Origin of the sequence: Hutsoniella sourekii ATCC 700629 (assembly GCF_000518205.1) — a bacterium.
GTDB classification, from domain to species: domain Bacteria; phylum Bacillota; class Bacilli; order Lactobacillales; family Aerococcaceae; genus Hutsoniella; species Hutsoniella sourekii.
Window position 1 is genome coordinate 84,242 of sequence record NZ_KI912399.1, and the last position, 11,836, is coordinate 96,077.

The 11,836-nt window shown below is 47.5% G+C and carries 11 protein-coding genes; 1 reads left to right on the top strand and 10 read right to left on the bottom strand.

What is annotated here, in order from left to right:
* Positions 1–128 precede the first annotated feature (128 nt).
* From T408_RS0109345 to T408_RS0109360, 4 genes are all read right to left on the bottom strand, one after another.
* Positions 129–905 (bottom strand): ABC transporter permease, encoded by a 777-nt coding sequence (locus tag T408_RS0109345; RefSeq protein ID WP_028119677.1) that lies wholly within the window; start codon positions 903–905, stop codon positions 129–131.
* Positions 906–910: 5 nt separating this feature from the next.
* Positions 911–1,699 (bottom strand): ABC transporter permease, encoded by a 789-nt coding sequence (locus T408_RS0109350; protein ID WP_028119678.1) that lies wholly within the window; start codon positions 1,697–1,699, stop codon positions 911–913.
* Entirely contained in the window at positions 1,699–2,358 is a 660-nt protein-coding gene (locus T408_RS0109355; protein WP_028119679.1) for an ABC transporter ATP-binding protein, read from the bottom strand. Before T408_RS0109355 ends, T408_RS0109350 begins: the two co-directional genes overlap by 1 nt.
* Before the next feature lie 147 nt (positions 2,359–2,505).
* Positions 2,506–3,705 (bottom strand): O-antigen ligase family protein, encoded by a 1,200-nt coding sequence (locus T408_RS0109360; protein WP_028119680.1) that lies wholly within the window; start codon positions 3,703–3,705, stop codon positions 2,506–2,508.
* 224 nt (positions 3,706–3,929) lie between these two features.
* Between T408_RS0109360 and T408_RS0109365 the strand changes: the two genes are divergently transcribed.
* Complete coding sequence (locus tag T408_RS0109365; protein ID WP_028119681.1) at positions 3,930–5,102, top strand: D-alanyl-D-alanine carboxypeptidase family protein; 1,173 nt, start codon at positions 3,930–3,932, stop codon at positions 5,100–5,102.
* Positions 5,103–5,303: 201 nt separating this feature from the next.
* Here T408_RS0109365 and thrS read toward each other — a convergent pair whose 3' ends face one another.
* The 6 genes from thrS to mutM all read right to left on the bottom strand — a co-directional run bounded on the left by thrS (position 5,304) and on the right by mutM (position 11,817).
* Positions 5,304–7,253, bottom strand: a complete 1,950-nt coding sequence (gene thrS / locus T408_RS0109370) for a threonine--tRNA ligase (protein WP_028119682.1) — start codon at positions 7,251–7,253, stop codon at positions 5,304–5,306.
* A gap of 324 nt (positions 7,254–7,577) precedes the next feature.
* The gene (gene dnaI / locus T408_RS0109375) at positions 7,578–8,510 is read right to left on the bottom strand and encodes a primosomal protein DnaI (RefSeq protein WP_028119683.1); all 933 of its coding nucleotides are present in this window, start codon (positions 8,508–8,510) and stop codon (positions 7,578–7,580) included.
* Position 8,511: 1 nt separating this feature from the next.
* Positions 8,512–9,876: a replication initiation and membrane attachment family protein gene (locus tag T408_RS0109380; RefSeq protein WP_028119684.1), complete on the bottom strand. Its 1,365-nt coding sequence runs from the start codon at positions 9,874–9,876 to the stop codon at positions 8,512–8,514.
* A 21-nt stretch (positions 9,877–9,897) separates the two neighbouring features.
* Entirely contained in the window at positions 9,898–10,359 is a 462-nt protein-coding gene (gene nrdR / locus T408_RS0109385; protein WP_028119685.1) for a transcriptional regulator NrdR, read from the bottom strand.
* Positions 10,346–10,969, bottom strand: coding sequence for a dephospho-CoA kinase (coaE, locus tag T408_RS0109390; RefSeq protein ID WP_035420572.1), 624 nt, complete (start codon positions 10,967–10,969; stop codon positions 10,346–10,348). The genes nrdR and coaE overlap by 14 nt, the downstream gene beginning before the upstream one ends.
* A gap of 5 nt (positions 10,970–10,974) precedes the next feature.
* Positions 10,975–11,817: a DNA-formamidopyrimidine glycosylase gene (mutM, locus tag T408_RS0109395; RefSeq protein WP_028119687.1), complete on the bottom strand. Its 843-nt coding sequence runs from the start codon at positions 11,815–11,817 to the stop codon at positions 10,975–10,977.
* Between the last annotated feature and the right edge of the window lie 19 nt (positions 11,818–11,836).

Sequence of the window (11,836 nt, forward strand, 5' to 3'; positions counted from 1 at the left end):
TTGGCGAGAAACGGCTTGTTTCTACTTGTTAACTCAACTTCATTATTCTAGCACAGCCATCCCAGCTTGTCTAGCCCGAAAACAAATAAAATTAAAAACTTCCAGAAAGTATCTGGAAGTCATCGTCATTAATCATTAGTTGGATGATCTAACCGGTCCCGGTCATCAAAGAATTGCCGGTAGGACAAGAGGCTCGTAATAAAAGTTGATAGCGCCGCAATGGACAGGGTCATAAAGATAATGATGGTCTGGTAGAGGACCGCCTGGAGCGGTGAAGTCCCAGCAAAGAGCATCCCCATCATCATCCCCGGTAGACTGACAATCCCCATTGTCTTGGCTGAATCGATGGTTGGAATCATCCCATTAGCAATCGTCTGCTGGATAACCCCTTGGCTAGCCTGACGCGCGTTGGCACCTAGGGCCAGACGTTCCAGAATCATTTGCGACCAATCCTTGAAGTAGCGGATAAAATCCGTGTAAACTAAGCCGATAGCTGTCATGGAATTACCTACAATCATCCCGGTGATCGGCACAATCTCACTGACTTCGAAGCGGATGGTTCCAGACCCGACAAAGACGAGTAAGGTCAAGAGCACATTGGCCACCAGGGCGACCAAGGCAATCCAGAAGCTCCCCTTGATCTGAGGGCCTCGCTTGGAGGCATTCCGGGCCGCCATCAAGGTCATAGCAGTCAAGAGAATCAAGCCCCAACCCGGCCAATCCGAAGTAAAAACATATTGGAAGATCAGACCCGCTAAGCCTAATTGCAGGACCAAGCGAATACCGGCCACCAATATATCTTGATGCAGTCCCAACTTGAAGAAACAGGACAAGGCAGCACTGGCTAAGACCAAGCCAAAGGACAAGGCAAAAGCTATGGGCGACATATCTAAGGCAATATTCATTGGATTCACTCCCCTTTCTCTTGAGCTTGGGGGTCTTTTAGGAGTTGCCCCTCTGTAAAGAAGCTCTGATAAGCCCAATAAGTACCGAGAAAGCCAGCCAAGGTCGCCGTTGAGATCTGGGTAAACATAATCACCGATTGATACATAACAGCCGTCAAGGGCGCGACACCTGACAACAATAAGCCGTTCATAGTCCCAGGAAAGGTCACCAGACCCACAGCGCGGGCCTTATCCAAGGTAGGCCGTAAGGCTTTTTGCATAGATGCACGAATAATCTCCTCAGATGCCTGCTTGGGACTAGCACCTAGAGCCAAGCGCTCTAGAATCTGCTGGCGGTCTTGGTGAAAAGACTGGGTCATATGGGTGAAGACCAAGCCCAAGGCCGTCATACTCGCTGCCGATACGGTCCCCGATAAGGCAATCACTTGCGACGGTCTAAAATAAATGGCCCGAACAGCCACTAGAAAGCCAATCGTCAAGAAGACCGTGGTAGCGATCGTAACCAGAGAGATACGGTAGGCATGCTGAATGGCTTGCCCCCTTTTGGCTGCGTGGTGGCTGGCATTGAAGATAATCACAACCATAAAGGCCAAGGTCACGAGCGGATGGTCGATCTGGAAGACATAAGTCAAGACAAAGCCCACCAAGTAAAGTTGGACAAAGGTGCGGAAGGCCCCGACGGCTAAGTCTTTTTCTAAGCTGAGGGATTCCTTGAAGGAGATTCCCACCGCTACCAGAACCAAGGCTGTTGACATCAGAAGAGACCAGGGGTTAGCTTGTAGACTTCCTTCCATTAATCTTCCTCCTCTCTGACCGTCTTCTTAAGCTGGATGGTTCGGTCAGTATAGTCATGGTCTTCTTCAACGTGGGAGACCATCAAGTAGGTCACTTCATGGTCCTGGCGGTAGTTGAGCAAGTAATGCCAGACATGGTCTCTAGAAGCTGGGTCCAAGGAAGATGTCACTTCATCTAACAAGAGAACCTTAGGCGGAAAGAGCAAGTTTCTCACTAAGGCTACCCGTTGCTTCTCCCCGCCGGATAGACTCCCGATAGCCGCTTCTAGGAAGCTCTCATCCAGACCAAAGTCCTCTAGTAGTTGAATGGCACGCCACTCATCAAAGGTCTCCTGGCGAATCTCATAAGGAAAGGCCAAGTTCTCCTTGACTGTATCGCCGAATAAGACAGGGTTTTGGAAGCAGTAGGAGACTTGCTTACGTAGCTGGGTAGCCTCATAATTCAAATAAGACTCGCCATTGAGCTCATAAGTTCCCTGGCAATCCAAGTTAGGATCAATTAATTGCGACAAGAACTTCAAGACCGTACTCTTACCGGATCCGGAAGGCCCCTTAATCCCCACAAATTCTCCGGCTTGAATCGCTAAAGACAGGTCATCAACAATGGTTTGCGTGCCTGCCTTGATGGTTAAATGTTCTAACTTAATGATTTCACTCATCCCTAATTTCCTTCCTTTGATTGTTTCTAAACTAGCTTATCACACTTGCAGGAGAATCCCAAATCCCCCGTCTGAAATCAAAAACCTTCCCGTCCGCCAACAAGTGTGGCGCCTAGGAAGGTTGTAGTGGATTGAATTAAGACTGATCTAACTATCTAACCCTTCAGCCTCGCTGAGATCGGTTTGACGAGCCAATTGATTCAGCAAGCCAGCCGGTACAAAGGCACAGACCAAGTAGACATAGGCCGTCTGGGACCAGAAGATGGAGACATCCATCACCCCATGAGTCAGAATAATTAAGGTCAAACTCACTAAGAGCGCCCATTCATACTTGGCCTGACGGTAGTTGAAGCGGCTCATAAATGTTCGAATATAAGCCAGCAAGGGAATCGCCGCTAGAACGAGCCCAATAAGACCATAATTAGCTAGAAAGTTAATATAAATCGAATGAGCATGCATCTGAGCCTTATCGGTAAAGAGATAATAATAGGTCAAGTAGGTCATTGGCCCGCGCCCTAAGAAGGGTTGGGACTTGAACAAGCGCCAACCCACACCCCACAAGTAGAAGCGGTCTTCAAAGGCATAAGCCAAGGTCGATAGCCTTGGAATCCACTCAGGATTCAAGACAATCAAGCCCCCGCCCACACCAATCACAGCCAACAAGGGCCACAACCACTTACGGTTCGTTAATAGGACAAAGCTCACCAACCCCACAGCCAGGCAAGGCCAGATCCAGCGCGAAGCGGTTAGAACCAAGGAGACCCCGTTACAAGCGATTGCCAAGGGGTAGATCCAACGCCGATTTCCCTTAGTCTTCATAAACAAGTAACAAGCAATCACCACCATCATCAAGCAGAAGAGTCCGTAATAGTTAGCATTAAAGAAGGTCGCCTCCGCCCGCGTCTGAATGTTGGCATACTTGAAGATATATAAGGGACCATAACCATGACTGATACTATAGACTAGGTAATGAATCAAGGCATAAACGCTAAGCCCGATACTCCCCAAGACCAAGATCCGAAGCTGTCTAATATAATCGCTGACCTGAACTTCCTGGAAATAATAGACCATATAGAGGTAGAAGCTTAAATAGAGAAAGGATACCACCAAACCAGGCCAATTGACAAAGATCACCGAGACGACGGCGCAATACAAGATAAAGACCAAGGGCCATCGATGAGGCTTCCATTGAGCTAGCGACCAAGGCCTCTTGCGTATGGTCAGTCGTATCAAGGTCAACAAAAGGCAAGGCAAATGAATATAGAAGGGAAAAAGGATCGCCAGGGCATTGATCGCAATCCAATGCCGGTCAAAGAATTGCCAGCCTTTCTTTAATTGATTAACCATAATCTCCTCCTTCCCCAGATAGTCTCTTCTTATTATAATTGAGCTCGACTGATTTATCTACTCTCTGGAAAAAAGGTCAAGAATCATTCAAACTTAAACCATTTTATCCCAGGTGAAAGTTATTTAGAATTTGTATTGATTATTAGCAAGCAAGTTCGATATAATAGGAAACGTTATAGGATCGACGGCTCATTCGTCGAAATGATTTCAAGGAGGAATACCCTTTGTTTAAAAATAAATGGATGAAAGGCTTACTCGTTGCTAGCTTAGCCTTCACTAGCCTAAGTGTCACTGTGCCTACAGCTCTAGCCACCAGCAAGACACCTAATTTAACCGCTGATTCAAAGATTACCCAACCAGAAGAACCACTGACTCGTCCAGAGGACTACCCACAAGACTTGGTGGACTGGTATGACCAAAACATGGACGCTCGTTCTTATGTGGTCGTTGACAATGAAACCCACCGTATCCTAGCCCAACACGAAGGTAATACGCCTTACCCAATCGCTTCCATGTCCAAGGTTGTCTCCATCTACATGGTCTATAAGGCCATTGAAGAAGGCAAGTTATCCTTAGATGATAAGATCACAGTCCCAAGTGAGATTGTCGAATATATCTCTGCTAACCCGAACTTATCTAACGTAGGCTTAACCACTGATGTTGAATACCCAGTCAAGGACTTAATCTACGGCGTGATGTTAGCTTCAGGTAACGATGCCACTTCGGCCCTCTTGTGGCATATCTATGGTTCTGAGGAAGCGGCCGTTGAAGCCATCCGCGCTCAACTCAAGGAATGGGGAATCACTAATTTCCAATTCTATACAACTTCCGGAGCTCCTAACGAAGAATTACCAGAATCTCTCTGGGTAGCAGGTTCTAACGCTGATAGCGAGAATGTTATGTCCGCAGCAGATGTAGCTTTAATGGCACAAAATACGGTTGAAGCTTACCCACAATTATTAGAAGTTACCTCCAGTGAGGGCTATACCTTCATGGAAGGCACACCTTACGAGCAACACCTGGGTAACCCTAATGAACTCCTACCTGGTCGCGCTTACGGACGCGAAGGTGTTACTGGCTTGAAGTCTGGCTTCACAGATGATGCTGGTAAGAACTTTGTTGCTACTAGTACCGAGAATGGTCGCAAGGTAGTAGCCGTAGCCATGGGTGTCTTCGGCGAAGGCATGTCTTCTTATTGGGAGATCGAGATCCTCTTAGACAAACTCGAGGAATACCCAGAACTCTACCAGAACGAAAACTTGCCAACCAACCTACCTGATCCAAAAGAAGAAGCAGAAGCTCAAGAAGAAGCAGCATCCGAGGAATCCGAAAGTCAAGAACAATACGAGAACAAGCGGGATAACCCAGTTACTAACTTCTTCCGCAAATTCTTCTAATCTTGACCAGAGGCTGTCGCTTAAGCTGATCAATTAAATATTTCAAAACAAAAAGAACCCTCCTGACCTAGTATCAAGAGAGTCGGCGCCTATCCAGGCCCGTCCCACTAGGTCAGGAGGGTTTATTTTTGATCTTGTTAGTAATTAATAGTTGGCTAGAAAACGGCTAACCATCTCATTACGACTAAGACCGAAGCTTGATTACTTGTCTAGTTCCCGGCTCTTACTAGCAACATCGCGGGCTAGTAGGTCTCGGAAGGCTTCTAGGCTAATCGTTTCAGAATCTTTGGCACCGTAGCGACGGACATTCACGGTTCGATCGGCCACTTCTTGGTCCCCAATCACTAATTGGTAAGGCACCTTAGAAGTTTGAGCTTCCCGAATCTTGTAGCCTAACTTCTCATTACGTAGGTCCATTTCAACCCGGTAACCAGCATCCTTCAAGAGGTGGTAAACTTCTTCTACATAGTCCCCGTGAAATTCGGCATTAACAGGCAATAGAACAGCTTGAACAGGTGCCAACCAAGTTGGGAAGGCTCCCTTGTATTCTTCTAATAGGTAGGCTACGAAGCGTTCCATGGTAGAGACTACCCCACGGTGGATAACTACTGGACGGTGGGTATCTTGACCGTCTTCACCAACATAAGTCAAGTCGAAGCGTTCTGGTAGCAAGAAGTCTAATTGAACGGTTGACACGGTCTCTTCAAGACCAATGGCTGTCTTCAACTGCACGTCTAATTTTGGTCCATAGAAGGCAGCTTCTCCCTCAGCTTCAAAGTAGTCTAAGCCCATGTCATCCATGGCTTCTTTTAACATGCTTTGAGCTGTTTCCCACATTTCATCATCATCGAAGTACTTATCTGTATCTTCTGGGTCACGGTAAGACAAGCGGAAGCGGTAGTCGGTGATGTTAAAGTCTTCGTAAACCTCACGAATCAGATGCAAGACCCGGGTGAATTCATCCTTGATTTGGTCTGGACGCACAAAGATGTGAGCATCGTTCAAGGTCATCTCGCGAACCCGTTGTAGACCTGATAAGGCCCCGGATTTCTCATAGCGGTGCATCATACCAAGTTCGGCAATACGAATTGGTAATTCACGGTAGGAGTGGATATCATTCTTGTAGATAAGCATATGGTGTGGGCAGTTCATCGGACGTAAGACCAACATCTCTCCATCACCCATATCCATAGGTGGGAACATGTCGTCTTTATAATGAGCCCAGTGACCAGATGTTTTATAGAGGTCAGACTTGGCCAAAATTGGCGTATAGACATGTTCATATCCAAGAGCAACTTCCTTATCCATGATGTAACGTTCAATCTGACGGCGGATAGTCGCACCCTTAGGTAACCAGAATGGTAGACCGGATCCGGCTTCTTGGCTGATCATAAAGATGCCTAGTTCTTTACCTAATTTACGGTGGTCGCGTTCTCTAGCTTCAGCTAGACGCTTGAGATGGTCATCCAAGTCGGCTTGCTTGAAGAAGGCGGTACCGTAGACCCGTTGCATCATGGTATTATCTGAGTTCCCGCGCCAATAAGCTCCCGCTAAGGATAAGAGCTTGAAGACCTTGATCTTACCCGTAGAAGGAACGTGACCGCCCCGGCATAAGTCTGTAAAGTCTCCTTGAGTATAGACCGTTAGAGTCTCATCTTCTGGTAAGTCATTGATTAATTCTTGCTTGAATGGATCATCGGCAAAGATTTCCAAGGCTTCTTCCCGGCTAACCACCCGACCTTCAATCGGATAGTTTTGCGAAACGATCTTCTTCATTTCCTTCTCGATCTTAGGCAAATCTTCATCCGTAATCGGCTGTTCCTTATGGGTATCATAGTAGAAGCCGTTTTCGATGGCTGGACCTACGCCAAAGTTAATCTCAGGATAGAGACGCTTCAAGGCATGGGCTAATAGGTGAGCGGCTGAATGACGCAGCAAGTCCAAGGCTTCCGGACTCTTATCAGTAATGATTTCGATGGCTCCATCTGCTTGAATGGGTTGATGGAAGTCGATAATTTCCCCATCTAGCTTACCGGCTAGGGCCGCTTTTTGTAATGATTTGCTGATTGATCCGGCAACGTCTTCAACCGTTACCCCTGCATCAAATTCCTTGACCTTTCCATCAGGGAAAGTTAGTTTCACTTGTTCCATTTCTATTCCTCACTTTCTACCGAACAAAAAAAGCCCCACTGCCGCTAACGGCAATGGGACGTATCAACGTGGTTCCACCCAAACTTGTTAAGACGAATCTTAACCTCATTCATGGCTTAACGCGCCGGACGGTCTACTCTAATCGCCCAAAGGCTTTCAAGCAGACAACATCGCAAAGGGGTAAAATGAATCTTGTGTAAAGTGTCGCAGCAACCCACTTCTCTCTGTCAGCACGCCAAGCATTTCTTGTCTTTACGGGTGTCTTTATTCGGTTAGCCCTATTGTACAACGATTGACTTTAAATAACAAGTCCTTTGCTAGGAATTAACGCCGACCGCGCTGGCGCAAGTTCTCGCCTTGGAAGTTAATCTCTCGAGCCAAGTAACGAATCCGCTCCATAATTCGGTCCGCCTTCACCGTCTCCATTCCCCCATCTCTGGTACTAGCTAGGTGTTGGGCTAATTCATTCATGGTCTTATTGGAAGAAAAGAAGGTCGCCAAAGACTCCTTCATCCGGTATTCCAAGATGATGGTTAAAACTTCATCACGAACCCAGACAGTATTAGCTTCTGCTCCAAGATCATCCAGGATCAGAACTGGCACCTTCTTGACCGCATCAATCATCTCCTTATATTGGCCAGATTGAATGTTTTGCTTGACCTCAGAAGTGAAGCTAGGGTAGTGAACCATGGTCACTTCGTAACCCAGATCCGCCAATTGATTGGCCATGGCACCTAATAAATAGGTCTTACCCACCCCAAAAGGGCCGGTTAAATAAAAGGCCTGGACGTCATAAGGATTCTCCTGGTAAGCATCCAACCAATCTAAGGCCTGCTGCAAGAGGAAGGGGCGGAACTTGGACTGGGTATAGAAGCTATCAAAGCTTGCTTGCCGGACATCCTTGGACATCATCCGGTTATCAATCAAGGCGTCCCGCTTGCGAGTCTTCTCATGGATTAAATACTGGGGGGTCGGCTGGTAACTGACATCAATATAATTACCATTGATAAATAAGACCGGGGCAAAGCCAGGATTTTGGCCAGGCTTCCCTGCCTTGATGCGTTCCATCTCCCGCCGGTATTCATTGAGCTTGGACCGGCTATTGGCAATCATCTCTTGGCTGATTTGGTCTTGGTGGTCATGGATAAAGCTTTGAATTTCTGGATAAGTCATAATCTTAGCCAGCGTATCCTGATAATCCGCTTCATTATAGTGGTCTTGCATGAATTTATCCATGACTTGTCGAATTGACTGCATCTTAATCCTCCTTCTTACGTTTCATCGCTTCTAGACGGCGACGAAGGGTCTCTTCATCTTGAAGTCTAGCAGGATCAAACGGTAGGTCTTCATCCTTGACTTGGGACTCGTCATAGTCCTTACGGAACCATTCCGGCTCAGCTTCGACATAGGAGTTGCCCTTCTTACGACTTGGATACGGGTTTCTTGCCTGGGTCTGTCCGGCTTCTTCTTGCTTACGAATAAAGGCAAAGGCTGCTTGAGGAGAATCCACTCCGGCTTGTTGCCAATGGCTAGCATTGGATTGGAGGCTGGACTTGTAAATATTAGGTAGCTTGCGAATCGCCAGCAAGTAATAGACCAAGACATTAACTACCGCTTGGTCCAGCTTGGTCTTAGATAAGAGATCTTGAACATAGAACTGTTCATTGTCTGTTGGAAATCCTCCCAAGGCCTTCTTGGTCTGCTTGAGAAAGTTAGTAACCGGTAATTGTTCCGCCAAAATAATAATCGCAATCTCCGCTTCGGTCAAGTCTGAATCTTCAGCTTGTAAGGCTGATTTACGATCAGCCTTCTCCTGGTCACTGTAGAGCTTTCCTGGGCCTGCTGGTTCGCTTTTTTTGAAGCGTCTTTCCGCAACGACCTTTAGCTGGTCCACTTGCACCTTGCCATTAAGCGAACTCTTAGCTAAGCGAACCAATTGGACCATCTGCTCTTCGTCTAAGCCGTAGACCAAGTGAAGGGCCTGAATCTCCTCCTTGAGATTGTGGGTTAATTCTCGGTGGTCAATCCCTTCTGCCATCAAGAATTCCAAGAAGCGACTGTAATCAAAAGTCGATGCCCCCTCAGATACCGAAATCACTTCCTGTCTAGCAGGGCCTTGTCCCTTGATCTGGAAGCGGGAGGCCAAGTCAGTCGTCAATTCAACAAAACGTGGCTCTTTCAACTCCAAGGGACGCGCCGCTTGTTGCAGGCGGTCAAAGGCCTCATCCCCAATTAACTCATACAGCAAGGTGGATAGACGGGCATCAGCCAAGAAGGCTTGGAGGCTTAAGGGTGCCTGGAGGGAGTAGATCAGGGTCTGCTTTTGCCATTGGTCATGAGACTGACTGTCTCGAAAGACCCGTAACAGACCGATCCCTTCCAAGTCCAAACGAGCCTCCAATAGGTCTTGCATGCCGATATTCATCCGCTCCAACAAGTACTTATGCATCAAGCGCTCACTGACTTGGCCCGACTCTCTAGGAGCAAAGCAGAAAGTCTGATACAAGCTCAAGGCCATGGGGCCAATGATTGGTTGGTAGGCCTGGGTTAATACGAGATCATTGAGATTAATGGCCGCTTCAGGCAAGAGAACCCGGAAGCTTTGCATAGGCGTAATAGACACTAGTTACCTCCTTCCAGAGGGCTAGTCTTCCTGACGACCCTCCATTGATTCTAACTCTTTAAGAAACATTTCCCGCGATTGAAATTCCCGGTAGACACTGGCGAAGCGAATATAAGCAACCTCATCCAACTCCATTAGTAGAGGCATAATATAATCGCCGATCTTTTTGCTTTCGATTTCTTGATCGGTCTCCTCCCGGATTCTGGCTTCCACTTCATTGGTTAAGGTCTCCATCTGTTCACGAGTAATGGGCCGTTTCTCTGCTGACCGCATCACCCCGCGGAAGATCTTATCGCGGTTGAATTCCTCCCGGGTTCCGTCCCGCTTAACCACTAACAAGGTCGGCAGTTCCACCCGCTCATAAGAATTAAAGCGGTAACCACAATCCAGACACTCCCGCCGGCGACGAATGGCCTCACCACCATCAACGGGTCTTGAATCAACGACCTTGGAATGATTTTCACCACATTTAGGACACTTCATTACCATCACCTCTTATCTTATGCTTCAGGCGCGCGAGTTCTTGATCAATTTGTTGGTAGGTTGCTTCAAGATCCTGGGAATTATCAATCACCCGGTCGGCCTGCTTGACCTTGTCTTGAATCGAGAATTGATTGGCCATCAAGTTAGCGGCCTGGTCCGGGCTAATCTGGTTACGAACTTGGAGTCGTTGATGCTGGGTCATCGGATCAGTATAGACAACCCAGACTTCATCACAGGCAAAAGGAGCTTCCGTCTCAAAATACAAGGGTACATCTAGAAAGACCAGGTCATGACCGGCCTGGCGGTAGGCTTCTACTTGGTCTTGGCTGGTCTGATGGATGAGTGGGTGGAGAATCTGATTGACTCTTTCTTTGACGGCTTTATCTGAGAAGAGTCGCTCCCCCAAGTAAGCCCGGTCCAACTGACCTTGTGACGTTAACAGGTCGGGACCGAAGGCTTCAACCAATTGTTTCAGTCCCTGGCTTCCCGGTTCAACCACCTGGCGGGCCACTTGATCGGTATCAACCAATGGGTAGCCCAAGTCTCTTAAGTAGCTAGAGACGGCCGACTTGCCAGTTGCGATCGATCCGGTTATGACAATGAGCTTCATACTTGTTACTCCTCTTCTAGGCGTTGACAATTGGGACAAAAATGGGTGCCTCGTCCGGCTAATTTGATCTTCTCTATCGGTGTCTGACAGCGCGGGCAAGCCTGACCAGCTTGGTCGTAGACCTTAAGTGACTCTTGATAATTTCCCGCCTCACCCAAGGCATTCAAATAAGTCCGGATCGTTGATCCACCCGCTTGGGTGGCACGAGATAGGATATCAATAATGGCTAGACGCAAAGTGGCTACTTCGTCTTCCTTTAGGCTATTAGCCAGTCTAGCTGGATGGATACGGGCTTGATAAAGCGCCTCATCCACATAAATATTTCCCAATCCAGCCACTAAATGCTGGTCCAGTAAGGCAGGTTTAATCTTTTTGCGGCTTTTAGCCAAGGCCTGCTTAAAGGAAGATAGGTCAAAGTCTGATTGAGTGGGTTCCGGCCCCAACTTCTTGGCCTTAAAGTAAGCTTCCTTCTGGTCCGGAGCGATCAGTTCCATGCGACCAAACTTACGTACATCTTGATAGGCCAAGTAAGTACCATCTGTAAAGCAAAAGATCACATGAACATGCTTGTTGGCTTGAAAGGCCCTTAGATCTTGACCAAATAGGTACTTACCCTCCATTCGCAGATGGGAGACCAAGGTCCAATTAGTCAGCTCCAGGAGGAGGTATTTCCCCCGGCGATCAATGGCTTGAACCGTCTGCCCTTCCAGGAGAGCCTGCCATTGGCTTAAGCCCTCTGGGTGGTTAATAATCCGAGGCCAAGTCACTTGAACGTGGTCGATCGTTTTGCCGATAATTTTTTTGTTCAGGCCCCGGCGGACACTTTCAACTTCTGGCAATTCTGGCATGCAATCACTCTTTCTGTAG

Excerpts from the sequence above, each read along its gene's own strand:
- T408_RS0109345 (WP_028119677.1), bottom strand. The coding sequence starts at position 905 with ATGAATATTGCCTTAGATATGTCGCCCATAGCTTTTGCCTTGTCCTTT.
- T408_RS0109350 (WP_028119678.1), bottom strand. The coding sequence starts at position 1,699 with ATGGAAGGAAGTCTACAAGCTAACCCCTGGTCTCTTCTGATGTCAACA.
- T408_RS0109355 (WP_028119679.1), bottom strand. The coding sequence starts at position 2,358 with ATGAGTGAAATCATTAAGTTAGAACATTTAACCATCAAGGCAGGCACG.
- T408_RS0109360 (WP_028119680.1), bottom strand. The coding sequence starts at position 3,705 with ATGGTTAATCAATTAAAGAAAGGCTGGCAATTCTTTGACCGGCATTGG.
- thrS (WP_028119682.1), bottom strand. The coding sequence starts at position 7,253 with ATGGAACAAGTGAAACTAACTTTCCCTGATGGAAAGGTCAAGGAATTT.
- dnaI (WP_028119683.1), bottom strand. The coding sequence starts at position 8,510 with ATGCAGTCAATTCGACAAGTCATGGATAAATTCATGCAAGACCACTAT.
- nrdR (WP_028119685.1), bottom strand. The coding sequence starts at position 10,359 with ATGAAGTGTCCTAAATGTGGTGAAAATCATTCCAAGGTCGTTGATTCA.
- coaE (WP_035420572.1), bottom strand. The coding sequence starts at position 10,969 with ATGAAGCTCATTGTCATAACCGGATCGATCGCAACTGGCAAGTCGGCC.
- mutM (WP_028119687.1), bottom strand. The coding sequence starts at position 11,817 with ATGCCAGAATTGCCAGAAGTTGAAAGTGTCCGCCGGGGCCTGAACAAA.